Below are 23,402 nucleotides of genomic sequence, written 5' to 3' on the forward strand. Positions count from 1 at the left end.
CTTGCCGGTTCAGGGGTTCTGTTCAAATCTCGGAGCAATATGGGATACTCCCCGCCCCATGAACGCGCGATCCGAATCGGCGGCACGCATTTGACGCAAGCGGAAACAGACGACCGCCTCTACGACGTGCTCGTGGCGGGCGGCGGCAATGCGGCCTTGTGTGCGGCGATCGCGGCGCGCCGCGGCGGCGCAAGCGTACTGGTGCTCGAAGCCGCACCCAAATTCTACCGCGGCGGCAATACGCGCCACACGCGCAACATGCGCTGCGCCCACGACACGGCGACCGAGACGCTGACGGGTCCCTACACGGAAGACGAATTCTGGACCGACCTCCTTCAGGTGACGGGCGGCCAGACCGACGAAGAACTTGCCCGGCACATGATCGCGGAATCCAAAGAAATGCTCGACTGGATCGCCGAACAAGGCGTGCGCTTCCAGCCGTCGCTGGGCGGCACGCTGAGCCTCGGGCGCACCAATTCGTTTTTTCTGGGCGGCGGGCGCGCGATGTTGAATGCGCTCTACCGCACCGGCGAAAAGCTCGGCGTCGAAGTGCGCTACGATGCCGAACTCGTCGGCCTCGATATTCGCGACGGCATGTTTCTGGCAGCCCACGTGAAAAGCGGCGACCGCACGGCGAAGATCCGAGCGAAAGCCTTCGTTGCGGCAGCGGGCGGGTTCGAAGCCAATATCGAATGGCTCAAGCAATATTGGGGCGACAAGGCCGACAATTTCCTGATCCGCGGTACGCCCTACAATCGCGGCAAGGTTCTGAAGATGCTACTCGACGCAGGGGCCCATCCAGTCGGCGATCCCACGCAGTGCCATGCGGTTGCGATCGACGCGCGCGCGCCCAAATTCGACGGCGGTATCATCACGCGGCTCGATTGCGTCGTCTTCGGCATCGTGGTGAACAAACATGCCCAGCGCTTCTACGACGAGGGCGAAGATTTCTGGCCCAAGCGCTATGCGGTATGGGGCAGGCTCGTAGCCGCCCAGCCCGACCAGATCGCTTACATCCTGTTCGACAAAAGCACATCGACGCTGTTCATGCCGTCGCTGTTCCCGGCCATCGAAGCGCCGACAGTCGGTGCGCTTGCGACAAAGCTCGGCCTCGATCCGGCTGCCCTCGAAAAGACCGTGCGCGACTTCAACGCGGCCGTCCAACCCGGCAGTTTCGATGCGACGGTGCTCGACGATTGCCGCACGCATGCGCTGGAGCCGCCGAAAAGCCATTGGGCGCGGGCACTTGAAACGCCACCCTACTTCGCCTATCCGGTGCGGCCGGGCATCACCTTCACGTATCTCGGCACAAAGATCGACAAGGGCGCGCGCATCCTGATGCAAGACGGCAAACCCTCTTCCAATATGTTTGCAGCCGGCGAGATCATGGCCGGCAACGTGCTCGGCAAAGGCTATGCGGCCGGGATCGGCATGACGATCGGTGCTGTGTTCGGCCGCATCGCGGGTCGGGAGGCCGCCAAACGTGCGAACAACTGAGCCCGCAACGCCCGCCCTTGCCGAAGCCGACCGTTTGATGACGGTCTGCAACTCGTGCCGCTATTGCGAAGGCCTGTGCGCGGTGTTTCCGGCGATGGAGATGCGCCGTAGCTTCACCGACGGCGATCTGCGCTACTTCGCCAATCTCTGCCACGGTTGCGGCGCCTGCTACGACGATTGCCAGTTCGCCCCGCCGCACGAATTCGACGTCAACGTGCCCAAAGCGCTCGCCGAGCTGCGCGCCGAATCCTACGCGCTTTATGCGTGGCCGCGCGGTGCGGGCCGTCTCTTCGAGCGCAACGGGCTTGCGGTCGCCCTTGCCGCGTCGCTGAGCGTGGCCGCTTTCGTCGCAGGCTTCGCGGCATGGACGGACCCAAGCGTGCTGTTCGGCGCGCATGCAGGACCGGGGGCGTTCTATCGCGTGATGCCGCACAACACGATGGTGCTGATTTTCGGCGGCGTTTTTCTCTACGCGCTCTTGGCCCTTGCGATGGGCCTGCGCGCGTTTTGGGCCGAGGGCAAGGGCGCTGATGCCGGCGCGCATGCGGCGGCAGCGCACGATGCGGCACGGTTGCGCTATCTCGACGGCGGCGGTGCGGGCTGCAGCGACAGCGACGATCCCACGCCGGACCGTCGGCGCCTGTTCCACCATCTCACCTTCTACGGCTTCCTCTTGTGCCTCGCTTCGACCTCGGTCGCCACGCTCTACCATTATCTGCTCGGCCGCGAGGCCCCGTACCCTTGGTACGATCTGCCCGTGCTACTCGGCACGCTGGGCGGCATCGGCTTGCTTGTGGGCCCGATCGGCTTGCTGCGCGAGAAAGCCAAACGCGCGCGCGCCACGCGCGTGCCGCAGCTCGGCGGCATGGAAACGGCGTTCGTTGCGATGCTGTTCTTGACGAGCCTTACGGGCCTCGCCCTGCTGGCGCTGCGCGAAACGGCGGCGATGGGCCTGCTGCTCGCAGCCCATCTCGGCGTCGTGTTCGGACTTTTCCTGACGCTGCCCTACGGCAAGTTCGTGCACGGGCTTTATCGTTACGCCGCCCTTGCGCGCTACGCCAACGAGCGAAAATCGCGCCTGCACGCGGGCGAATAACCAACGACTGCATCGCGCGAACCCGCGAACGCAGGTACGTAGAATCCGAGCCTATCGTCTTTCGGCGGCAAATTTGATGGTCGCGGCCGATGATCGGGTTCCCTTTCGCCGACGAACCGCTCATCGCGCCTGAAATGCCGTGGATATCGCTCCGCGAGCTCTCAACATTTGGAGAAACTTATGACAACGACTCTTCTGCACGACGACATCGTCGCGACCGCCGTCAAGGCCGGCTCGTTCAAGACTCTGGTCGCGGCCGTCAAAGCGGCGGGCCTCGTGGCGACGCTCGAAGGGACGGGCCCGTTCACGGTGTTCGCGCCCAACGACGACGCTTTCGCCAAGCTGCCGAAGGCGACGCTCGACGATCTCCTGAAGCCGGAAAACAAGGCCAAGTTGACCGCGATCCTCACCTATCACGTGGTCAGCGGCAAGATGATGTCGAAGTCGCTTGCTGGCAAGGCGACGAAGGCGAAGTCCGTTCAAGGCGCGGAGCTCTCGATCGATGCGACCAAGGATGTGATGGTCGAAAACGCCAAGGTCGTGAAGGCGGACATCGAGACGTCGAACGGCGTCATCCATGTCATCGATACCGTTCTCATGCCGCCCGCCAGCGCCAACACCCATCGCTGACGAACCCGAACCAGCAGCCATTGGGCTGCTGGTTCGCCCCTCGCCCGCGCTCCGAAAAGACCAGAAACAAGCGCTTCACGCGGCTTTCGACGCATGCGCAGCGATGCGTGCGGCGAGTTGTGGCATCCAAGCGCTGCAATTTCACTCAAGCCTTTGCTCTCCATGAGGATGCCCTTGGCGCGATCGACGATCTTGCGCGCTTCGAGCGATTCTTGCGCATCCACCAAGGCGCGTTTGAGGCGCTGATGCTCGCAAAGAACGCGCGATGGCCACGTCGAGAAAGGGCTTCACGCGCTTGGCGGCGAGGTCGTCGACAATGCGACTGCCCGAGCCGTCGAGCGCCTCGTCCACGAGGCGCGCGCGGGCCGGGTCGGCAACGACCAGCCGAATGTCGATCGGTTCGACGGTTTCGTCCATTGGCGCTTGGCGATGCAGGGTCTATGCCGAGGCCGCATGCGAACTCTTGCCCCGCCTCGTTGGGAAGATGCCAAGACCCAGTCTCGATGCCCAGCTATCCTACGCCGCAGGACGACAGAATGCCTTAGGCCGCGCGGCGAACGCCGATGCGGCGAGCGCAGCAGCGCCGAGATCTATGCCGATTCCAACACGCGGGCGAACTTCGCGACTTGGCCGCTCGCGACCTCGGCGACATAGATGCTTCCCGAACCATCGACAGCGAGTGCGTGCCCGCCGAGCATCAAATCGCAAGCCGCTGAGTCGGTTCCGCACCATTGTGCCAGAAGGTGTCCATCCAATGTCCACAGACTGATGCGGCACCTGCCGGGACCGCGCTGCGCGTGGCGGAAGGGCTGAAGTTCGCTCACGTAAACAACGTCGTCGCGGATGCAGATCCCGCTCGGGTTCGCGAAAGGCCATTCATCGAGAAATGCACCTTCGCGATCGAATATCTGGACACGGTCGTTCTCGTCGTCGCACACGAAAACACGCCCGCGACTGTCGAGTGCGATGTCGTGCACCAAAGCAAATTCGCCCGGCCCCGCCCCCTGTCGTCCCCACGAGGCGATCAGCCTTCCGTCGGCAGAAAAGCGATGGACCTTGTGATTGCCGTAGCCGTCCGCCGCATAGATTTCGCCGTCCGGGGCGATTGCCAGATTGGTCGGCATATTGAACGGGCGTGCACGCACAACACGTCCGTCGCAGGTCGGGGACGGTGCCAACTTGCGCCCCAGTGTCTGGAGGGGGCGCCCGTCGGGGCTGAACCGGGTCGCCACATGCCAGTCGCGATCGACTATCCAGATCGTCCCGTCGGCAGCGGCAGAGATGCCGTGCGGCTGGTCCGAGACCAGACCGGCACCCCAGGCAGTCACGAACGTCCCGTCCGCACGCCACGCCGATACCGGATGGTGCGAATTCCGGCACAGGACCCAAACGAGCCCGTTCGGATCGACCGCGACGCCGCTGGTGCATTCGAGCGACCAACTGTCGGGCAAGAGCGGCCAGATTTCGGTCCGACGAAAGCGGTAAGCACCGCTGCCGACGATGGGATAGTTCACGACACCTGTTTCGGGAAAATGCGGCAGTCCGCCACGCCGAAACACGCCTGCACGGCCGCACCGTTTGCCGCAAGGCGGATGCTGCGCGCGTTCGGCAATTTCACGACCAGTTCGGCGCCGGACGCCAAACGCAAGACAACGCGCATTGAGTCGCCGTGGAAGATCGCCCGATCGACGACCGCCGGCAATCGGTTCGGCGCATCGACGCCGTCGATCTCGATCCGCTCGGGCCGGATGCTGACAACGACCGGCGTGCCGACGGCAAGGCTGCGACGGTCGCCCGACAAAAGTATCGTTCCGTCGGCAAGCCGGATGCGCACGCCGCTCGGATCTTCGCCCGCAATGGTTCCTTCCAGCCTGTTGTTCTCGCCGACGAACTCCGCGACGAAGAGCGACTCTGGCGCCTCGTAGAGCAATCCCGGTGGCGCCAACTGCTGAATGCGGCCTTCGTTGAAGACGGCGATGCGGTCGGACATCGTCAACGCTTCCGACTGGTCGTGCGTGACATAGACCATCGTCACGCCGATGCGACGATGGAGTTGCTTGAGCTCGTCCTGCATCCGCTCCCGCAGTTGCTTGTCGAGAGCGCCAAGCGGCTCGTCGAGCAGCACCAGTTCGGGTTCGAAAACCAGCGCGCGCGCGAACGCGACACGCTGCTGCTGCCCGCCGGAAAGTTGCGCAGGCCTTCGCGCGCCGAAACCGCCGAGCTTCACCATATCGAGTGCGGCGTCGACCTTCTTCTTTATGTCGGCGGCAGCGACGCCGCGGACTTTCAGCGGATAGGCGACGTTGTCGGCGACCGACATGTGCGGGAAAAGTGCATAGTTTTGGAACACCACGCCGATGCCCCTTTTGTGCGGGGGCAGATGCGTGATGTCGTTGCCGGCGAGAAGTATCGTGCCGACGGTCGGCGCCTCGAACCCGGCAAGCATCATCAGAGTCGTCGTCTTGCCGGAACCCGACGGGCCGAGCAGCGTCAAAAACTCGCCGCGCGCGATATCGAGATCAAGATCGCAGACGACGCGCGTTCGCCCGTCGTAGCTTTTGCTGACGTTAGAAAACCGCACGAGCGGCGACGGGGCGGATCCATTCATCGGGTGCGCTCGGCCCAGTCCGTGTAGGCCGGCGGAAACGCGGCGCCAAGCGAGCGGCCCTGCAGGTCGCTCTCCGGAAAGCGCTTCCAGACGCGCTCGCTGGAGGCGCGCGCCGACGCGACGATCTCCGCCTCGTCGGCAACCGTAATCTTTCCGTTTTCGACAAGGACCCGGCCGCCGACGACGACAGCCGAGATCATGCCCGGGGTTGCGACATGGACCAGCGCCCGCACGGGGTCCGGATTGGGTCCGAAGGAGAGGCTTTGCGCATCGACGACGACGATGTCCGCGGCAGCACCCGGCGCTATCCGTCCGATATCGGGGCGGCCGAGGGCGGCCGCACCGGCGAGATTGCTCGCCTCGAACACGGCATTGGCCGGGGCGGCCTCGAAGTTCTTTTCGACGGTCTTGCACATGATTGCGGCCAACCGCATCTCGCCGAACATGTCGAGCGGATACGTGTCCGTTGCGAGCGCCACATTCACGCCGGCGCGACGGAAACGATCGAAACTCTCGAACGCGACGCCGCGACGCGAAAACGCGACGGGCGAATGCGCGACAGTCGCACCGCTCTGCCCGAGCAGCGCCACGTCGTCGACCATCGGATAGCCGACCAGGCTGTGGCCCGCATGGTAGATGCAATGCGCGAGGATCGTACCGGAATCCAGAATGCCTTCGTCGGCGAGGATCTGAATCGGCGTTTTGCCGGTCGACTGCATCGTGTCGAAGAACTCGCGGTGCTGCTCGATGAAATGCAGCGTGAACGGAACGCCCAACGCGCGCGCCGCTTCCTTGCAGGCCTTGCGTAGGGCCGGCGTCGAAACAAGGTACTCGTCGAGCGCGATCATCCCGCACACGGCACCCCGCGGATTGCGTTTGAGCTTCTCGACAAAGGCGACGGTTTGCGCGAGAGCGGCCAATCCCGCCTTTTCGTCGATCTCGCGCTCGACGCGTCCGTCGTCCCCCAGCCAGTATCGCCCGCCCGAAACCAGCGGCGACCAGTAAAGCCGAATCCCGAATTCCTCGGCAGCGGCAAGCATCGTTTCGCCGCCGTCCGGACCCGCCGGTCCGAACGCGACAACTGTCGTCACGCCGTGCCGCAGCAGCGTTGCAAAGCCGTAGCGCAGCGAGGCGCGGCTGTCCTGCGGCGCCAGGAAACCCGGCCCGCCCGAGCGCCGCGCCGGGAGGAAATGCAGAAATCCGGAGCGCACGAAATCGCGCCGTCCGGCATCGATTAGCAAACGCGGGCCTTCATGCGCGCCAATATGGGCGTGCGTCGAAATCTGGCCTGGGATGACGATGCAGCCGCGCGCATCGATCGTTCGCTTCGCATCGACAGCCAGATTCCGGCCGACGGCCGAAATGCGGTCGCCGACGACGGCGACCGAGCCGCCTTCGAGGTATCGGTGGGACGTGCCGTCGAACGCAACCACGGTTGCGTCGCGAACAAGCAGATCGGCTTGGCGGGTCTCGGTCATGTCGTCTGTCCTCCGGCCATTCTCAGCTTTTCCGACCGTCGCCGGAGCAGTTCCATCACCCCCATGAGTGCCACGGAGACAACGAGCAGCACCACCGCCGCCGCCGTGATCGTCGGGCTTATGTTCTCGCTCACGCCGCTGAAGATCTGGCGCGGAAGGGTGCGTTGCTGGGGGCTCGACAAGAAAATCGCGACGACGAGCTCGTCGAACGACGTCACGAACGCAAACAGCGCCCCGGACACCACGCCGGGTGCGATGATCGGCAGCGTAACGGTCCGGAACGCCAAGAACGGCGAAGCACCAAGGCTCGCCGCTGCCCGTACGAGATTCGGATCGAATCCCTGCAGCGTTGCCGATACCGTGACCACGACGAAAGGCAGCGCCAAGACCGTATGCGCAAGCACGATACCGGCATAGGTTCCGACGAGCCCGAGCGACGCGAAGAAATAGAACGTGGCGACCGCGACGATCACGACTGGGATTGCAAGCGGCATGACGAGCAAGGCCATGACGGCACCTGCCCATCGCGCTCTGCAGCCATGCAAGCCGATCGCCGCCGCCGTGCCAAGCGTCGTCGCCAACGCGGTGACGACGACGCCGATCCACACGCTGTTGCGCAGCGCGTTTGTCCAGATCGGGTTTGTGAAGAAATCCTCGTACCACTGGAGCGACCAACCGGGCAGCGGAAAGACGAGCAATTGCCCGGATGTGAACGACAGCGGCAGCACCACGAGAACCGGCACGATCAAGAACACCAGCATGGCACCGGTATAGATCCGCGTTCCCGAGCGGACAGCGACTTCAAGCGAAGTTCGCGTTCCCCGCGCCATTACCGCACCTTGAGCCGGTCGAAGCCGACCAGCTTGCCGAGAACGAGATAGGTGGCGGCGACCAGCACGAGCAGGAAAGCGCCGAGCGCCGAGGCGAGGCCCCAGTTGACGGCCGAGTTCGTGAAATAGGCGATGAAATAGCCAATCATCTGGTCGCGCGGGCCGCCCACCAGGGCCGGCGTCACGTAGAACCCGACCGCCGACACGAAGACCAACGTGGCGCCGGCCGCCACGCCCGGCATCGTCAGCGGCAGATAGACCGTGAAAAACACGCGAACCGGCGAGGCCCCAAGCGAGGAAGCGGCGCGCAGGTGGCTCGGCGATATCCCCTTCATGACGCTGTAGAGCGGCAGGATCATGTAGGGCAACAGCACGTGAACCATCGCGATGTAGACGCCCGTTCGATTGAAAACGAGCGCCAATGGCGCATCGATCGCGCCGAGCCAAATCAGGGTCTTGTTCACCAGACCTTCGTTTTGGAGCAGAATCACCCAAGCCGTCGAACGCACAAGCAGTGATGTCCAGAACGGCACGAGGATCGCCATCAGCAGCCAGTTCGCCGCCGCGGGCGTTGCCTGCGCCATCACCGCGGCGACCGGATAGCCGATCACCAAGCACAGCAGCGTAACGCCGACACTGACGGTCAGCGTCCGCCCGTAGAGATCGACGAAGATCGCTTGCTCGCGATCGACATCGACGACGTTTCCGTTCGGATCGCGTTTCAGGTCGAGTGCCGTGAGCAGATAGAAATCTGTCACCTTTCCCGATTGTTGGCGCAGCACGCCCCAAGCCGCCGGATCGGCCCATTTCGCGTCGATCGCAATCAAGGCGGCCTTCGGGCTTTCCGGCATGGATTGCGGTAGAAGGCGGCCGGTCCGTGTGATCACGCCGCGGAAACCCGGGATCGCGTAGTTCAGACGACGCGCAAGCAGCGCCAATTGCGGCGTGCCGCGCAGTTCCCCAAGGTCCAAAGCGAGCGCCGCGTAGACCGGCTCCGGCGGCAATTCGCCTTCGCGCCAGTCCGCGATCGCGACCGTCGTCCGCGGGAGAGCCTGCGGGATCTCGGTGTTGTCGATCGCCCGAAATAGGAAAAGCAGGATCGGCAGCGCGAAGAGGAAACAAACAAACACGACGCTCGGCGCCATCAGCGCCAGCATGCCGAGCCTGTGCCGTCGCTCGGCACGCGCAACGTCGCGGCGGAGGGTCGTTCCCTCCGCCGCGCTTGTCGAACCCGCCGAAGCGAACGTCACCGCTATTGGGCGACGAACGTAGCGAAGCGCTGCCGAATCGCGTCGCCGTTGTCGAGCCAGAAGTTGATGTAGAGTTGGCCGCCCTGCATCATGCCGCGGTCGAGATACTGACCCGGCAGGTCGGCGCGCTTGCTTTCCGAAAGCAGAGGATAGGTGTCGGCATTCGCCGGTGGCAGCCCCATGATTTCGGCGTAACGGGCGAGCGTGTTGGCCGCCAGATTGTACTGTATCAGCCTGACGGCGTCGGCCTTGCGCGGTGTTCCCTTCATGACGCCGAGATAGATGATCGCATTCACGTAACCGGCCGGCCAGACGATCTTCAGATTGCGCTTGTTCGCCGCGTTCGCGGCGTTGACGCGGCCTTGCCAGCCGTAGCCCATCTCGACCTCGCCGGTCATGATGAGCTGCATCGATTCGTCGCCGCTGCGCCACCAGCGCACATGCGGCTTGATCTCGGCGAGTTTGCGGAACGCGCGATCCACGCCGCCGGGTGCGGTAAGCGCCTTGGGAACGTCGGGCGGCAAGACGCCGTCGGCAATAAGTGCGACCTCGAGCATCTGGTCGGGCTGGTAGAGAAGTCCGCGCTTGCCAGGGAATTTGGCGACGTCCCAGAAATCGACCCAGGATTTCGGCGCGCGGTCCGCGGAGATCCGATCGGCGTCGTAGACCATTACGCCGGGCGAGATCAGGTAGGGTGCGCCGCATTCGCCGAACCCGCCGACGGCGGCGAACGGCCGCGGATCGACCATCGACTTCCAGTCGATCTTTTCGAGGAGTCCCTCTTCGCAGCCGGCCGCCTCGTTGATCGGGTTCAGGCTGACGACGTCCCAGATCAGGTTCTTGGTCTCGATCTGCGAGCGCAGGCGCGCGAGTTCCTGGTTGTACGTGTCGACGACAACGCGAATCCCGGTCTCCCGAGAAAAGGGCTCAAAGACGGCGACGCGCTGCGCTTCCGCAGGTGCGCCGCCCTGGTTGACGATCGTCACGGTCTGCTGGGCTTGGGCAGCAGCGCCCATGAACGCGACGGCAAATGCGATGCCGACGGCAGGTTTCCTGAACATCTTGGCGTCCTTTCTGCGCGTTATTGCGCCGCGAAAGTTATGAAACGCTGGAGCAGTGCGTCGCCGTTATTGAGCCAGAAATCGAGATAGAGCTGGCCGCTCTGCAACGAGGCGAGATGCAGATGCCCGCTCGGCAGCGTCGAGCGTTCGAGCTCGGTCATCAACGGGTACGCCTTCGCGTTCGCCGGCGCGTAGTCGATGGAACGCGCGAAATTCGCCTGCTGCGGCGGTGCCGAAGTGAACTTAATGAAATCCGTGGCGAGGTTCTTCTTCGGCGTGCCTTTCATGATCGCGATCATCTGGCTGCCGGAGACGTGGCCGGCCCCGAATTCGATCTTGAGGTTCCGCTTGTTGGCCCGGTTGGCCGTCGATACGCGCCCGTTCCAGGCGAACGTCATGACCACTTCGCCGGTCAGGATGTTCTGCATGGATTCGTCGCCGCTCTTCCACCACTTCACGTGTGGCTTGATCTCGGCAAGCTTGCGGAACGCGCGATCGACGCCGCCGGGGGCAGCGAGCACTTTCATCACGTCGGCCGGTGGAACGCCGTCGGCCATGAGTGCGACCTCCAACGTCTGTTCCGCGCGGTAGAGCAGGCCGCGCTTGCCGGGAAACTTCTGGACGTTCCAGAAGTCCGCCCAGGTCTTCGGCACGTTGTCGCCCTTGTAGACGTCCCCGTCATAGACGAGCCCGCCGGAAACGAAATTGTTCGGGATGCCGCATTTGCCGAGCCCGCCGACAGCGGCGAAATCCTGCGGATCGAGGATCGTGGCCCAGTTGATTTGTTCGAGCAGTCCTTCCTCGCAGGCCGTCGCCTCGTTGATCGCCGTGACGCTCACGACGTCCCAGATAAGGTTTTTCGTCTCGACCTGCGAGCGGATCTTCGCAAGTTCCTGATTGAACGAATCATCGACGACCGCGTGGCCCGTCGCGGCCGTCCACGGTTTGTAATAAGCCTCGCGGAAGCCCAAACCCGCAGCACCGCCGTTGTTTGCGACCGTAAGCGATTGCGCAAAGGCGCCGCCCGCAAGCGCAGGTGTCGCGAGCAACAGTGCCAACGTGAGGGCTTTCCAGCGTTTCATTTCGGTCCCCTTTGGGAATGGTTGAAATTTGTTGCGTTGCGCCCGGTCGGTGAACGACAGTGCAAGAACTGAAGATGTTTGAAGCGCTGGAAAGGATCGTGAGGTTGCACGACTTTGTTGTCAATCGCGGATGTACTGCGCGGCGCAAAAGAGTCGTGAATCGCAAGCGTTTTAGGCACGTTGCATTCAACCACAACAGCATTGGTTGCGAACGATGAGGCTCCGCGTCCTTTCCGGCCGGTCTCTCGCGCAATCGGTCCAGCAGGCGATCCTGCAGATGATGGCGGAAGCGAAGCTCGGTCCGCAGAGCCAAATTCCAACGGAACGGGAGATATGCGAGCGCCTCGGCGTCACCCGGCACGCGGTGCGCAAGGCGCTCGAGATGCTCGAGGCCGACGGAAAGATATGGCGGCATATCGGCCGCGGCACCTTCGTCGGGCCTGCACCCGGCCCGAATCCGGCGGATCCGAAATCCGTCGCGCGCCACACGACGCCGCGCGAAATCGCCGATGCGCGGCGCCTCCTCGAGCCCCAGTTGGCGGCAGCGGCGGCGGGCCGCGCAACGCCGGCCCAGATCGCCGATATCGAGGATGCGTTGCGCCGCTGTGCGGCGTCGCGGAACATGGAAGCCTACGAAGTCGCCGACGAGAGCTTCCACCGCTCCCTGGCCGCCGCGACCGGCAGCATTTTGCTGCGCAGTCTCTTCGAAACCATCAACGAGGCGCGCAAAGAAATCGCTTGGGGGGCAATGCGGACGTCGATCCTGAGACCCGAGCGGCGCGACGCTTTCACGGCTGAGCACGAGCGCGTCGTACAGGCCATTCGGAACCGCGACGCGAATGCGGCGTGGGTCGCAATGAATGCACATGTTGCGACGATCGCCGACATCTACGAAGCGATCGACAAGGCGCAGACGGTCGGGCACCGCCTGATCGCGATCTGATCGGCCGCAGGGCCGGAAAGGACAAAGCCGTGGGGCCGAGCGAGAATGCAGACCTAATCGTGCGCGGATGCGTTGTGACGATGGACCGCGAGAGACGGGTGATCGACGACGGTGCCGTCGCAGTGCGCGCAGGCTCGATCGTCGCCGTCGGCAAGCGCGAAGACGTCGAGCGCCGCTTCGCGAGCCGCGAGACGCGCGGCGGTGCGCGTGCAATCGTCATCCCCGGCTTTATCGAAGGCCACACGCATTGCTCGCAGTGTTTCGTGCGCTCGTTGACCTCCGGCGAACTCCCGATGATCCCCCGGCTCTACAATCCAGCACAGCGCTCGCTGACGCCCGAGCAGGCCGCAGCCACCGTGCGCCTTATATCGGCCCAATTGCTTCGTGCGGGCGTCACGACGATGTGCGAGGGCACGCTCAATCCCGCACACGAGGCAGCCATTGTCGGCGCCGTCGAAGAAACCGGGATACGCTGCGCGCTCGCACGCGGCGCTGCCGACCAGGATTTCCACCACGCTGCACTCTACGATCAGATCCGCAACCGATCCTGGGCAAAACCGCGCCCAGGCGAAGCCGAGGCCGACCTCGCGCGGACAGAAGCATTTCTAGATCGCTACCCCGCACGCGGTCGCGGCCTGATCCGCGGCGCCGTAAACGCGTCGGCGCTGCTCGGATTTTCGGAAGGCTATTTCCGCGAGGGTGCCGCCATCGCGCGCCGCCGCGATGCGACGATCCAAGTCCATGTCGGACGCGACCGCGAAGAGGTTGAGTTCTGCCTCTCGGTGTGGGGACGCCGCCCCGTGGAACGCCTTGCTGATCTCGGCGTCATCGACGAACATCTGGTCGCGGTGCACGCCGTCCTTTCGAGCGAGCGCGAGATCGAACTTCTCGCCGAAGGCGGTGCCGCCCTCGCCCACTCGCCCGTCGAATGCGTCGCGAACATGAACGCGATCCCGAATCTGCCGCGCTTCCGCAGCCGCGGTATCCGCGTTACTCTCGGCTGCGACAACCAAGGCAACGACATGTTCGTTGCGATGCGGGCCGCTTGGCTTATTCATGGCGCCAAGTTCGGCATCGCCGCCTACGATCCCGAATTCCTGAGTGCAGGCGACCTACTCGCAATGGCGACGATCGAGGGCGCGTCCGCCCTTCGAATGGACGACATCGTCGGCTCGCTCGAAACCGGAAAGGCCGCCGACATGGTCGTCCTCGACGGGTCGGCGCCGCACCTGATGGCGATGCAACATGTCGCATCCGACCTCGTCCGGTACGCCACGCGCGGCGAGGTTCTCCAAACGATCGTGAATGGCCGCGTTCTCTACGACCGCGGCAGTTTCGCGACGATCGACGTGGAGCGCCTCTACAATGTCGCTGCCGAAGGGGCCGCGCACGCGCGCGAGGTTCTTCACGGACGGCGTTACAAGGAACTTCCCGATTTCTGATCCGCCGGAAGGTTCCTTAACCTACTTGTGTCGCGGCTGACCTGCCATTGCGGTGCCAATCGACGTTACTGTGCCGACATCGGAGTCAGATCCACGCCGGACGATTCGATCAATCCGCGGATCGACCGCGCGAGTTCGACAGCACCAGCCGTGTCGCTGTGCACCAAGATCGAATTCACTTCGACCTTCAAGATTTCCCCTTCGGCCGAAACGACCGTGCCGTCGGTCAATATCCGCGAAACGCGCCCAAGGACATCCGCCTCGTTCTTGACGACGGCACCGGGAAACCGCCGCGGCACCAATTGTCCGGTCCGATCGTAGGCGCGATCCGCGAGAAACAGATTGTAAGTGGGCACGCCGGCTTTCGCGGCCGCCCGTTCGAGTTCGGTGTTCGACAGCACCAACAACGCGACTTTCGCGTCGAAGCTCCGAACGGCACCGACAAGAATATCGGCGACGTCGCGCTCCGCGCATACAATGTTGCCCAAAGCGCCATGCGCATTGACGTGCGTGATCTTGTGGCCGTTCACTCGCGCTATCGCCTCGAGTGCGCCGAGTTGGTAGAGGATGTGCATCTCAAGCTCGCGCGGCTCCAAACGCATCGGTCGGCGCCCGAAACCGGCGAGATCGGGAAAGCTCACATGCGCGCCGAGATCGACCTTGTTGGCAAGGGCTGCGCGCACAGTCCTGTCCATGATCAGCGGATCGCCGGCATGGTACCCGCAAGCGACGTTCGCGGATGTGACGATGCCAAGCAGCGCATCGTCGTCGCCCATCGTCCAGGGGCCGAAGCCCTCGCCAAGATCCGAGTTGAGGTCGATTTTCATGTCGAAACTCCTCCTGCCCGAAGATCCTCAAGCGAAGCGAATTCGGCCAATGTGGCACCGTAGCCGACGACGCCCGTCGGTGCGACCGACAGCACGATGCATGCGAGCGGCGCGCGCACGGGAACAAGGATCGGTCCCATTTCGATCAGTCCGAGCGTTGCCCCAGCCGCCAGAATTTGTCCCGGCAGCGCAAACGTTCTGAGGCGCGTCGGGTGTGCGCGTAGAAAACGACCCGGCCCCGGCGCCAGAACCGAAGTCCCGATCCGCTTTCCGTCTATCGCAAGCGTTACACCTTCGAAGGTCATGCGCCGCTGCTCCGATAGAGATCGATCCACATGCGGACTTTCGCTCGATCGGCGTCGAATGCCGCTTGAGCCGCGCGCGCAGCTTCGTAGTCCACCTGCACGAAGCGGAGCGCGCTGCCCAGCGGCGCTTGCGCGACCCGCCACAGGTCGGCGGCGACGACCGTGCCGATCTTCGGATATCCGCCGGCGGTAAATGCGTCGGCGAGTTGGATGATCGGCGTGCCGCCGTTTGGCGCCTGAATGACGCCAGGCAGAAGCCCATGCGAACGCATTTCAAGGGCGGTCTCAAGATGGAGATTCGGACCGATCAAGCGATAGCCCGAGCGGTTGCTCTGCGCCGAAATCTTCCACGCTGTCGTCCAGAATGCCGTGTGCGAAGCTTGCGAGAAACGCTGATATTCAGCTGCCGCCAAGACCCGAACATGCGTGATGCCCGGAACGTCGCCGGGCAATGCTAAAGTCTTCCGGGGCGGCGTCAGGCCAAATACGCCCGTTTTGTCAGCGTTCGCCGCACCGATCGCGAGAAGATCGCCACGCGCCAAAACGCGTCCTTCATAGCCGCCGAAGCCCCCCCGCAGATGGGTGCTGCGCGAGCCGAGCGTGAGCGGAACCTCAAACCCGCCTTGAACGGCGAGATAGCTGTAGGTGCCGGTCGACGGGCGATCCACCTGCAATTCCGAACCGGCCTGCGCGGGCGAGGTCGAGTCCGGCAGCAGTTCGAGCCCGTCGAGCTTGGCCGCCGCTCCAGCACCGACGAGGGCAAACTGGACCGCGGTCCGAAAACCCACGCGCAACGGCGTTCCGGGAATCTCGATCGCCGCGGCATCGAGGGCATTTCCAACGAGGAGGTTCGCGCGCTCAAGCGCCAACGGATCCATGGCGCCGGACGAGCCTACGCCGATCGCGCGCCATCCGAAGCGACCGCGATCCTGGATCGATGCTTGGCTGTCGTCGTCGAGTATTTCGATCATTCGCGTATTCTCGCGATCCGAAAGCGGATCGTATCGCCGGGCGCCAACAAGGCAGGAGCCGCCGCGTGCGGGTCGAAGAATCGGGCTTCCGTATGACCGATCGTGTGCCAGCCGCTCGGCCCGTCCGACGCCGAGGCGCCGGTCTGCCAGCCGCCGATCGACACTGCACCGGCCGGTATCGATATGCGCGGCACTTTACGGCGCGGAATGAAAAGACGCGGATCGACTGTTCCGAGATAGGCGTAGCCGGGGTGGCTGCCGAGCGCAAAAACGGTGTAGTCCCGGCCGGCATGTATTTCCACGACGTCCGCTCGCGACAGGCCCGTTTGCTCGGCCATAAAGTCGAGGTCCGGCCCGCCTTCGCCGCCATAATCGACATCGAATTCAAATCGTTCGCCGCGCCCGGCTTCGCCTGCGGCCTTGTCCCACAACTCGCGCAGCGCGCCGTCGACCGCGACGATATCTTCCGGCGGTGCCCGAAAGACCAAAAGCAGATTGGTCATGCCAGGAACGACCTCGGCCACCCAATCAAGGGCCGACGCTGAATTCGCAAGCGCCCAGATGCGGCGCTGGTTGGCTAAATCGAACGCCCCCGGCGCCTCGAACAAAAGCCCCGATGTGCCGAGAAGGCTTATCTGCGGCGCCGTCTTCGAATCATCCATGGCGGCGCTCCGCAAGCAATCGCTCGAGATGGTGGATGTCGAAGCCCCCGACCGAAACGGTCGAATCTTCGAGAACCCACCGCAGCAACGGCAAATTGCTCGAGATCCCCTCGAGGTTCGTTTCTGCAAGCGCTTGCTGCAGGCGGCGCAGCGCCTCGCCCCGCGTTGCGCCGTGCGACACGATCTTGGCAACAAGCGAATCGTAATGTGGCGGCACGCGCGCACCGGCGTGCAGATGACTATCCACACGAATACCGGGGCCGCCGGGCGGCAACCACTGCGTGACCCGACCCGGCGATGCGGCAAAGGTTTCGGGATCTTCCGCATTTACACGCACTTCGATCGCGTGTCCCGCCGCCAGGATGTCGGATTGACCGAAGGTCAAAGCGTGCCCTTGGGCAACGCGAATCTGCTCCGCCACAATATCGATCCCGGTCGTCATTTCTGTGACAGGATGCTCGACCTGCAAGCGCGTATTCATCTCGATGAACGCGAACAGACCATCTTCATAGAGGAACTCGAAAGTTCCGGCACCGCGATAGCCAATGCGCTTGCAGGCTTGCGCGCATTTGGCGCCAATGTTGGCGATCTGCGCAGGCGAAATCCCAGGCGGCGGCGCTTCCTCGACAACCTTTTGATGGCGCCGCTGCAGCGAACAGTCGCGCGCACCCAGCCACAAGGCGGCCCCATAGTTGTCGCACAGCACCTGGATCTCGACATGACGCGGCTTCTCGAGAAAGCGCTCCAAATAGAGGTCTGGATTGCCGAACGCTTGCGTTGCTTCTTGGCGCGTGAGCCCAACGGCATCGGCAAGTTCGCTGCGCTCGCGAACAATACGCATGCCGCGCCCACCGCCGCCACCTGCCGCTTTGACGATAACCGGATAGCCAATGTCGTCGGCAATCCGTGCAACCTCGGCAGGATCATCCGGCAGACGGTCCGGGGATCCAGGGACACACGGCACGCCCGCCGCGATCATTGCGGCTTTGGCCGCTATCTTGTCGCCCATCGTGCGGATCGCAGCGGTGGGCGGTCCGATAAAGACAAGACCTGCCGCAGTCGCCTGCTCCGCAAAGGCGGCATTCTCGGCGAGAAAGCCGTAGCCCGGATGAATGGCGCCAGCACCCGTCGCAAGTGCCGCCGAGAGAAGTGCCGCCGAATTGCGATAGCTCGCCGCAGCAGGTGCGGGTCCGATGCAAATCGCGTCGTCTGCCAGAGCGACGTAAGCGGCATCTCGGTCCGCCTCCGAATAGGCGGCGACCGCGCGAAGGCCAAGCTTGCGGCAGGCACGCAGAATTCGGAGCGCGATCTCGCCGCGATTTGCAATAAGAACCGCGTCAAACATCGCGGTCCCCGCTTTTCGGCTCCAGCCGAAACAAGATCTGTCCTTGCACAACTTCGTCGCCTGTCGCGACGCAGATCTCGGCGACGCGCCCTTCAACCGGCGCTGCAACGGTGCTGAAGACCTTCATCGCTTCGACCAAGCAAACCTTCTGTCCAGACAGAATCATGTCGCCGACGCGCACGAATGGCGGTGCTCCCGGCGACGGCGACAGATGCACAATGCCAAAACACGGAGAAACGACCGCATTCGGATCGTCCATAGTGTTCGCAGCTAAGGTCGACGTTTCATCGCGCGGCAGCCGCGCCATCGTTGCCGACGCATCGATCCGTATTGCGCGCCCGTCTTCGGTGTATTCGACGACGCCGCGCTCGGCAATCGCCTGCTGTATGACTTGCTGCAGCCGCGCGACATCCATCGGCGGCCTCCAGTCAGGTCAACGCTCGGCATGCGCGCGCAATGCGTGTGCACGCTTCGTCGAGCACGGCCTGGCTGGTTGCAAACGACAAGCGAAAGTGCGGCGAAAGCCCGTAGGCGCCGCCATGCACGGTCGCAACACCTTCGGCATCCAAAAGATAGCGCACAAAATCGAGATCGTCTGCGATCACGACACCCGCAGGGGTTCGCTTGCCGATAAGGCCGGCGCAGCGGGGAAACAGATAGAAGGCGCCGGATGGCGAAACGCATTCAAGCCCCGGTATCGCCCGCAGCCGATCGACGACGATATCGCGGCGGCGCCGATACTCAGCCGTGCAGGTTCTGACGAAATCGTCCGGACCGTTCAACGCGGCCACAGTCGCCGCCTGGCTGATCGACGACGGGCAAGAAGACATCTGCGACTGAAGCGTATTGATCGCCTTCACGAGGTCCGGCGCGCCGATCCCCCATCCCATTCGCCATCCCGTCATCGCGTGGGATTTCGACACGCCGTTGACCAACAGGATGCGGTCCGCCATGGTCGGATCGACGGACGCGATGCTGACGAACGGCGCTTCGCCAAACCAAATCGAATCGTAGATCTCGTCGGCGAGTACCATTACGCGCGGATGGCGCGCCACCACTTCGAGGATCGCGGCAAGTTCGCTGCGGCTGTATCCTGCGCCCGCTGGATTGCCCGGCGCATTGAAAACGAGCCAGCGCGTCTTCGGCGTGATGGCGGCATCGAGCGCGGCCGGATCGATCTTGAAACCCGTCTCTTGTCCGCATGGCAGAAGGATCGGCGTGCCCTCGTTTGCGAGGACCATGTCGGGATAGGAGACCCAGAATGGCGCCGGAACGATGACCTCGTCCCCCGCACCGATCGACGCCATCAACGCGAGGAAAATCACTTGTTTGGCGCCGCCGCCGATCGTGATGCGCGCGTCGTCGCACGCGCGCCCGACCAACCGCCGGTACCAGCCGGAGATGGCACCGCGCAATGCCGGCGTGCCGTTGACGGCCGTGTATTTCGTGGCCCCCGCCGCGATCGCTGCCATGGCAGCGTCCTTCACGTGCTGCGGCGTATCGAAGTCCGGTTCGCCGACCGTCAGGTCCACGATATCGCGACCGGCCGCCTTCAGTTCGCGCGCGCGCCCCGCAGCCGCAACGCTCGGCGAAGGCTTGATCCGCCGAACGCGATCCGACGGTTCAAAGGTGAAAGCTGCCGTCATTCGAATGCCTCTAGCGGCTCAACAAATAGTCCGGGAGCCAAAGAACGATCTGGGGAAAAACTGCAATCAAGATCACGAACAGCATCATGATCAGCAAATAGGGCATCGTGACCCGCGTGAGGTACGACATGCTCTGTCCGCTTATTCTTTGAATGATGGACAGATTGAACGCAACCGGCGGCGTGATCTGGGCCATCTCTACCACCAGGACCATGAATATGCCGAACCAGACCTTGTCGAACCCTGCCGCAGTGACCAGCGGCAGGACGACGGGCAAGGTCGTTGCGATCATCGAGAAACCTTCGAGTACGGTTCCGAGCAGCAAAAAGAGCAGCATCAGCGCGATGATCAGTTGCAGCGGCGAAAGATTCCATGCGCTCACCGTGCTTGCCACGGCGTCCGGGATGCCCAGAAACGCCGTGATATTGCCTAGGACAGCAGCGCCCATGATGATCAAGCCCATCATGGAGCAAGCCTGGATCGACCCGACGGCGACGTCGCGCAACGCTTGCCGCGTGAGCGCCCCCTGAAACGCCGCAAGACCCGCAGCGCCGACGACGCCCAGTGCAGCGGCCTCCGTCGGCGTTGCGATCCCTCCGTACATCGAGCCCAACACGCACAAGATCAAGAACAGTGCCGGCCCCAGTTCCTTAAGCGCTCGGATGCGAACACCCAGGCCGACGTTGCGCATGTTGCGCTCCGATTCGGGCACCAGATCGCGGCGGATGGTCGTATGGATCATGATCCAGCTGCTGAAACAGGCGGCGAGCAGAAATCCCGGGACCACGCCTGCCGTGAAGAGCCGCAAGACCGACTCCTCGGCAAGAACGCCGTAGATGATCATCACCGTCGAAGGCGGAATGAGAAATCCAAGCGTGCCTGCGCCCGCAAGGCTGCCGGTCGCGATGTCTGGCGAATAGCCGCGGCGAAGCAGCTCGGTCAACGTCATGCGTCCGACGACCTGTGTCGTGGCCGCCGACGAACCCGAGATTGAAGCAAAGATCGAGCAGGCGATGATGTTCACATGAAGCAAGCGGCCGGGCAGCAAACCGGCCCAAGGTGCTAGGCCGTTGAACAAGCTTCTCGAAAGACGCGTGCGAAAAAGAAATTCGCCCATCATCACAAACAGCGGCAGGGCCACAAGCTCGGACGCCGTCATGATGTTGTACACGTGCTGCGGCAAAAGGCGCGTCACGGGGATGTCGGTGAACATCCAGGCAAGCGCCATTGCTGTCGCCCCAAGCGCGATCCCAATCCAGGCGCCTATGGCGAGGATGCCGAAAAGCAGACCGAACAGTGCGGTGAAAATCGCGGTCATTCGGGCAACGTCGCGACGCCAAGCGACTTGTCTTCAAGCGGCTTGCCGAGCAGGCAAGCAGCCAGACGAACGAGCATTTGAATGGCCAGGATCGTTGCGCCGAGCGCCAAAACGGATTGCGGGATCCAGAGAGGCGTGAAGCTTTCCGGCGAAAGCTGGTTGAAGCTGTATGCCTGAAGCGTAAACCGTATCAGGGACCCAGCGAGCAACACGGTGAACGCCAAACCCAGCGCCGCCGACACGGTTTCGAAGAACCGCGCATAGCGATGCCCGCGCATCGCAATGAGAAGCTCGACGCGCACATGCATGCCGGCGCGCAAGGCGAGTCCCGACCCCAGCATGAAGGCGGCCCCCATCAGATACGAGCTGTATTCCCACGCAAAACCGATGCTGCTCGGAAAGACCGGCGACAGCCGCGACAATACCCCGACGAGAATCTCGCTGAGCACGATCAGCAAGAGCGCAACGAGACAACCGGTCGCAGCCCATGTGGCGGCGACCGATAGGCCGTCGGCGGCAGCTTGGAGGGCGGCGAAAGCGCCGCCCTCCGATCGCCTTTCGCGGGCGGCCATTTCAGGCCCGTCCGGTCGCTTTGAGATAGTCGCGGATCACTTGGCGGGCCGCCGGCACGCGCTCGAGATACTGGTCGGTCAGCGGTGCGGCCATTTTCCACATATCAGCCGCCATTTTGTCGGAGACCGGCATCACTTCCATGCCATTCGCCTTAAGAACCGAGACGCTTTGTGCGTCGTCGGCCGCCGAGATGGCCCAGAACTCGGGTTCGAGGGCCTTGGCCGCGTCTTCGATCGCTTTCTGGCTGGCGGCCGAGAGCCGCTTCCACGTATCGAGGTTCACGTTGACCATATTGCACGACCAAGTGTGGTTGGTCGGGTATGCGTATTTCATGAATTCCCAGAACTTTGCATCGACACCCGTCGCAGCAGATGTGGCGACCGCGTCGACGCGCCCCGAGGCGAGTGCCGGGATCAGCTCGCCGAACGGAATCTGCACCCCGGCCATGCCCACCGCGATGCAGGTATCCACCGTGTTCTTATCGGCTCCGCGGATCTTGATGCCGCGCAAACCGCTGACATCGTCAACCTTCACCTTCAAGAACATGTACTGGAAAGGCGACGGAACCATGTAGAGGATCTTTTGGTTGAAGCGGGTCGCCGCTTTCTCGAATTCCGGCCGCAGGAACCCGTGCAAGGTCCGAAGTTCAGTCTGCGATTTGACCAGAAACGGAACGCCCTCCGTGCCGAACAGCGGTTCGTCGCCGACCTGTTGCGCAGTCAAAATGTCGGCCATCGGCACCAAGCCGTCGCGCACGGCACGCAGCTGCTCGGGCCCTTTGAAGCCAAGCGAGCCGCCCGCGCGGATATTGATCACGACGTCGCCGTTCGTGGCCTTCTCGACCGTCTCGGCAAACTTCTTGGCATTGCGGACTTGGAAATTCGAATCCGGCAAAACGCTCGACAGGTTCAGCGTTGTTGCGGCGCGCGCAATGCGGATTCCGGGAGCGCCGATCGCGAGACCGGCACCTGCAGCTTTAAGGAGAGTGCGACGAGCGATTTTCATTGGGAGCCTCCTGTTTTGTTTGCGGTTCTGTTTTTTGGCGTCAGTCAGCGCGGCGTTCGAAGTTCAGGCCGCCGGGAACCTGAAATGTCGGAAGTATCTCGATATGTCCGATGTTGACGTGGCGCGGCGCTTCGAGTGCATAGGCAAAGGCGCCGACGATGTCTTCGACCTTCAGCGATTCATACCCATCGTAGAATTCGCGTTGCGCGCGCTCCATGTCGCCGATGACCTTCCCGAAAATCTCAGTTTCAACGCGGCCTGGGCAGATCTCCGTCACACGAACCCGCTTGCCGTAGGCGGCAACCCGCAATTGGCGGGACATCATGTGGAGGGCCGCCTTCGTCGCGTGGTAAACGGTGTTTCCGGCGAAGTTGTAGACGCCGGCGATCGAGCTTACGTTGACGATGTGGCCCCGATCTCGTGCGACCATTCCGGGCATCGCAAGCCGAACCAATTGGAGAACGGCTTCGATATTCACCTCGACCTGCTCTTCGACGCCGGATCTGTCCATCGACAGGATGTCGCCTGCGCGCGAGACGCCGGCGTTGTTCACAAGAATGTCGATGTTTTGAAGCTCGGCGAGCTGTTCGAGTGCATCCGTATCGCGGATGTCGAGTACATGGGGAATGCAACCCGTCTTGGCAGAGAGTTCCGCCAAGCGCTCGCCGTTGCGCGCCACCGCATGGACTTTGATTCCCCTGGAAGCGAGCCACGCGACGATGCCAGCGCCGATGCCGCCGGACGCCCCCGTCACAAGTGCTGTGGTGTAATCCGAAATCACGCGACGAACACCTGTCTGCAAGCGTTGATGATTGTGACGGTCCGATGATCCT

General features: G+C 63.3%; 24 protein-coding genes. 5 read left to right on the forward strand and 19 right to left on the reverse strand.

The genetic code is table 11. The annotated features are described in order from the left end of the window. Positions 1-90 precede the first annotated feature (90 nt). From tcuA to O9320_01030, 3 genes are all read left to right on the forward strand, one after another. Entirely contained in the window at positions 91-1,497 is a 1,407-nt protein-coding gene (gene tcuA / locus O9320_01020) for an FAD-dependent tricarballylate dehydrogenase TcuA (GenBank protein ID MCZ8309403.1), read from the forward strand. Beyond that, on the forward strand, positions 1,484-2,593 hold the full coding sequence (gene tcuB / locus O9320_01025) for a tricarballylate utilization 4Fe-4S protein TcuB (GenBank protein ID MCZ8309404.1): 1,110 nt from the start codon (positions 1,484-1,486) through the stop codon (positions 2,591-2,593). Before tcuA ends, tcuB begins: the two co-directional genes overlap by 14 nt. A 180-nt stretch (positions 2,594-2,773) precedes the next feature. Further along, positions 2,774-3,223 (forward strand): fasciclin domain-containing protein, encoded by a 450-nt coding sequence (locus tag O9320_01030; protein ID MCZ8309405.1) that lies wholly within the window; start codon positions 2,774-2,776, stop codon positions 3,221-3,223. A 141-nt stretch (positions 3,224-3,364) separates the two neighbouring features. Here the strand turns inward: O9320_01030 and O9320_01035 are convergent, their stop codons facing one another. The 8 genes from O9320_01035 to O9320_01070 form a co-directional block, all read right to left on the reverse strand. Then, entirely contained in the window at positions 3,365-3,640 is a 276-nt protein-coding gene (locus O9320_01035) for a hypothetical protein (protein ID MCZ8309406.1), read from the reverse strand. 173 nt (positions 3,641-3,813) lie between these two features. Next, on the reverse strand, positions 3,814-4,737 hold the full coding sequence (locus O9320_01040) for a peptidyl-alpha-hydroxyglycine alpha-amidating lyase family protein (protein MCZ8309407.1): 924 nt from the start codon (positions 4,735-4,737) through the stop codon (positions 3,814-3,816). After that, positions 4,734-5,831: an ABC transporter ATP-binding protein gene (locus O9320_01045; protein ID MCZ8309408.1), complete on the reverse strand. Its 1,098-nt coding sequence runs from the start codon at positions 5,829-5,831 to the stop codon at positions 4,734-4,736. Before O9320_01045 ends, O9320_01040 begins: the two co-directional genes overlap by 4 nt. After that, a complete protein-coding gene (locus O9320_01050) occupies positions 5,828-7,309 on the reverse strand; it encodes an amidohydrolase family protein (protein ID MCZ8309409.1) in 1,482 nt (493 codons plus the stop codon). Before O9320_01050 ends, O9320_01045 begins: the two co-directional genes overlap by 4 nt. Further along, positions 7,306-8,139, reverse strand: coding sequence for an ABC transporter permease (locus O9320_01055; protein MCZ8309410.1), 834 nt, complete (start codon positions 8,137-8,139; stop codon positions 7,306-7,308). The genes O9320_01050 and O9320_01055 overlap by 4 nt, the downstream gene beginning before the upstream one ends. Next, a complete protein-coding gene (locus O9320_01060; GenBank protein ID MCZ8309411.1) occupies positions 8,139-9,296 on the reverse strand; it encodes an ABC transporter permease in 1,158 nt (385 codons plus the stop codon). The genes O9320_01055 and O9320_01060 overlap by 1 nt, the downstream gene beginning before the upstream one ends. Before the next feature lie 95 nt (positions 9,297-9,391). Further along, positions 9,392-10,450 carry an ABC transporter substrate-binding protein gene (locus O9320_01065; GenBank protein MCZ8309412.1) on the reverse strand — a complete coding sequence of 353 codons (1,059 nt, stop codon included), beginning with the start codon at positions 10,448-10,450 and terminating at the stop codon, positions 9,392-9,394. Between the two features lie 20 nt (positions 10,451-10,470). Continuing rightward, a complete protein-coding gene (locus tag O9320_01070) occupies positions 10,471-11,532 on the reverse strand; it encodes an ABC transporter substrate-binding protein (GenBank protein MCZ8309413.1) in 1,062 nt (353 codons plus the stop codon). 214 nt (positions 11,533-11,746) lie between these two features. On the opposite strand from O9320_01070, the gene O9320_01075 reads away from it, so the two are divergent. Continuing rightward, positions 11,747-12,475, forward strand: coding sequence for an FCD domain-containing protein (locus tag O9320_01075; protein MCZ8309414.1), 729 nt, complete (start codon positions 11,747-11,749; stop codon positions 12,473-12,475). An 80-nt stretch (positions 12,476-12,555) separates the two neighbouring features. After that, positions 12,556-13,917, forward strand: a complete 1,362-nt coding sequence (locus tag O9320_01080; protein MCZ8309415.1) for an amidohydrolase family protein — start codon at positions 12,556-12,558, stop codon at positions 13,915-13,917. 65 nt (positions 13,918-13,982) lie between these two features. On the opposite strand, the gene O9320_01085 is transcribed toward O9320_01080, so the two are convergent. From O9320_01085 to O9320_01135, 11 genes are all read right to left on the reverse strand, one after another. Next, positions 13,983-14,744, reverse strand: coding sequence for a LamB/YcsF family protein (locus tag O9320_01085; protein MCZ8309416.1), 762 nt, complete (start codon positions 14,742-14,744; stop codon positions 13,983-13,985). Next, the gene (locus O9320_01090; protein ID MCZ8309417.1) at positions 14,741-15,049 is read right to left on the reverse strand and encodes a hypothetical protein; all 309 of its coding nucleotides are present in this window, start codon (positions 15,047-15,049) and stop codon (positions 14,741-14,743) included. Before O9320_01090 ends, O9320_01085 begins: the two co-directional genes overlap by 4 nt. Continuing rightward, entirely contained in the window at positions 15,046-16,020 is a 975-nt protein-coding gene (locus O9320_01095) for a biotin-dependent carboxyltransferase family protein (GenBank protein MCZ8309418.1), read from the reverse strand. The genes O9320_01090 and O9320_01095 overlap by 4 nt, the downstream gene beginning before the upstream one ends. Further along, a complete protein-coding gene (gene pxpB / locus O9320_01100) occupies positions 16,017-16,682 on the reverse strand; it encodes a 5-oxoprolinase subunit PxpB (GenBank protein MCZ8309419.1) in 666 nt (221 codons plus the stop codon). Before pxpB ends, O9320_01095 begins: the two co-directional genes overlap by 4 nt. After that, positions 16,675-18,027 carry an acetyl-CoA carboxylase biotin carboxylase subunit gene (locus tag O9320_01105; protein ID MCZ8309420.1) on the reverse strand — a complete coding sequence of 451 codons (1,353 nt, stop codon included), beginning with the start codon at positions 18,025-18,027 and terminating at the stop codon, positions 16,675-16,677. Before O9320_01105 ends, pxpB begins: the two co-directional genes overlap by 8 nt. Beyond that, positions 18,020-18,334: a biotin/lipoyl-binding protein gene (locus O9320_01110; GenBank protein MCZ8309421.1), complete on the reverse strand. Its 315-nt coding sequence runs from the start codon at positions 18,332-18,334 to the stop codon at positions 18,020-18,022. The genes O9320_01105 and O9320_01110 overlap by 8 nt, the downstream gene beginning before the upstream one ends. A gap of 121 nt (positions 18,335-18,455) precedes the next feature. Next, positions 18,456-19,673, reverse strand: coding sequence for an aspartate transaminase (locus tag O9320_01115; protein ID MCZ8309422.1), 1,218 nt, complete (start codon positions 19,671-19,673; stop codon positions 18,456-18,458). Between the two features lie 10 nt (positions 19,674-19,683). After that, entirely contained in the window at positions 19,684-20,991 is a 1,308-nt protein-coding gene (locus O9320_01120; GenBank protein ID MCZ8309423.1) for a TRAP transporter large permease subunit, read from the reverse strand. Beyond that, entirely contained in the window at positions 20,988-21,563 is a 576-nt protein-coding gene (locus tag O9320_01125; protein ID MCZ8309424.1) for a TRAP transporter small permease, read from the reverse strand. The genes O9320_01120 and O9320_01125 overlap by 4 nt, the downstream gene beginning before the upstream one ends. 1 nt (position 21,564) lies before the next feature. Then, positions 21,565-22,569, reverse strand: a complete 1,005-nt coding sequence (locus O9320_01130) for a TRAP transporter substrate-binding protein (GenBank protein ID MCZ8309425.1) — start codon at positions 22,567-22,569, stop codon at positions 21,565-21,567. Positions 22,570-22,609: 40 nt separating this feature from the next. Next, complete coding sequence (locus tag O9320_01135) at positions 22,610-23,371, reverse strand: SDR family oxidoreductase (GenBank protein ID MCZ8309426.1); 762 nt, start codon at positions 23,369-23,371, stop codon at positions 22,610-22,612. Positions 23,372-23,402: the final 31 nt, after the last annotated feature.

Origin of the sequence: Magnetospirillum sp., from assembly GCA_027532905.1 — a bacterium.
Taxonomy (GTDB): domain Bacteria; phylum Pseudomonadota; class Alphaproteobacteria; order CACIAM-22H2; family CACIAM-22H2; genus Tagaea.

Bases quoted from the DNA above. Each gene is read 5' to 3' on its own strand.
- O9320_01105 (MCZ8309420.1), bottom strand. From the start codon at position 18,027: ATGTTTGACGCGGTTCTTATTGCAAATCGCGGCGAGATCGCGCTCCGA.
- O9320_01030 (MCZ8309405.1), top strand. From the start codon at position 2,774: ATGACAACGACTCTTCTGCACGACGACATCGTCGCGACCGCCGTCAAG.
- O9320_01115 (MCZ8309422.1), bottom strand. From the start codon at position 19,673: ATGACGGCAGCTTTCACCTTTGAACCGTCGGATCGCGTTCGGCGGATC.
- O9320_01095 (MCZ8309418.1), bottom strand. From the start codon at position 16,020: ATGATCGAAATACTCGACGACGACAGCCAAGCATCGATCCAGGATCGC.
- O9320_01085 (MCZ8309416.1), bottom strand. From the start codon at position 14,744: ATGAAAATCGACCTCAACTCGGATCTTGGCGAGGGCTTCGGCCCCTGG.
- O9320_01090 (MCZ8309417.1), bottom strand. From the start codon at position 15,049: ATGACCTTCGAAGGTGTAACGCTTGCGATAGACGGAAAGCGGATCGGG.
- O9320_01120 (MCZ8309423.1), bottom strand. From the start codon at position 20,991: ATGACCGCGATTTTCACCGCACTGTTCGGTCTGCTTTTCGGCATCCTC.
- O9320_01130 (MCZ8309425.1), bottom strand. From the start codon at position 22,569: ATGAAAATCGCTCGTCGCACTCTCCTTAAAGCTGCAGGTGCCGGTCTC.
- O9320_01065 (MCZ8309412.1), bottom strand. From the start codon at position 10,450: ATGTTCAGGAAACCTGCCGTCGGCATCGCATTTGCCGTCGCGTTCATG.
- O9320_01110 (MCZ8309421.1), bottom strand. From the start codon at position 18,334: ATGGCGCGGCTGCCGCGCGATGAAACGTCGACCTTAGCTGCGAACACT.
- O9320_01055 (MCZ8309410.1), bottom strand. From the start codon at position 8,139: ATGGCGCGGGGAACGCGAACTTCGCTTGAAGTCGCTGTCCGCTCGGGA.
- pxpB (MCZ8309419.1), bottom strand. From the start codon at position 16,682: ATGGATGATTCGAAGACGGCGCCGCAGATAAGCCTTCTCGGCACATCG.
- O9320_01075 (MCZ8309414.1), top strand. From the start codon at position 11,747: ATGAGGCTCCGCGTCCTTTCCGGCCGGTCTCTCGCGCAATCGGTCCAG.
- O9320_01035 (MCZ8309406.1), bottom strand. From the start codon at position 3,640: ATGGACGAAACCGTCGAACCGATCGACATTCGGCTGGTCGTTGCCGAC.
- O9320_01060 (MCZ8309411.1), bottom strand. From the start codon at position 9,296: ATGCTGGCGCTGATGGCGCCGAGCGTCGTGTTTGTTTGTTTCCTCTTC.
- O9320_01125 (MCZ8309424.1), bottom strand. From the start codon at position 21,563: ATGGCCGCCCGCGAAAGGCGATCGGAGGGCGGCGCTTTCGCCGCCCTC.
- O9320_01070 (MCZ8309413.1), bottom strand. From the start codon at position 11,532: ATGAAACGCTGGAAAGCCCTCACGTTGGCACTGTTGCTCGCGACACCT.
- O9320_01080 (MCZ8309415.1), top strand. From the start codon at position 12,556: ATGGACCGCGAGAGACGGGTGATCGACGACGGTGCCGTCGCAGTGCGC.
- O9320_01050 (MCZ8309409.1), bottom strand. From the start codon at position 7,309: ATGACCGAGACCCGCCAAGCCGATCTGCTTGTTCGCGACGCAACCGTG.
- O9320_01045 (MCZ8309408.1), bottom strand. From the start codon at position 5,831: ATGAATGGATCCGCCCCGTCGCCGCTCGTGCGGTTTTCTAACGTCAGC.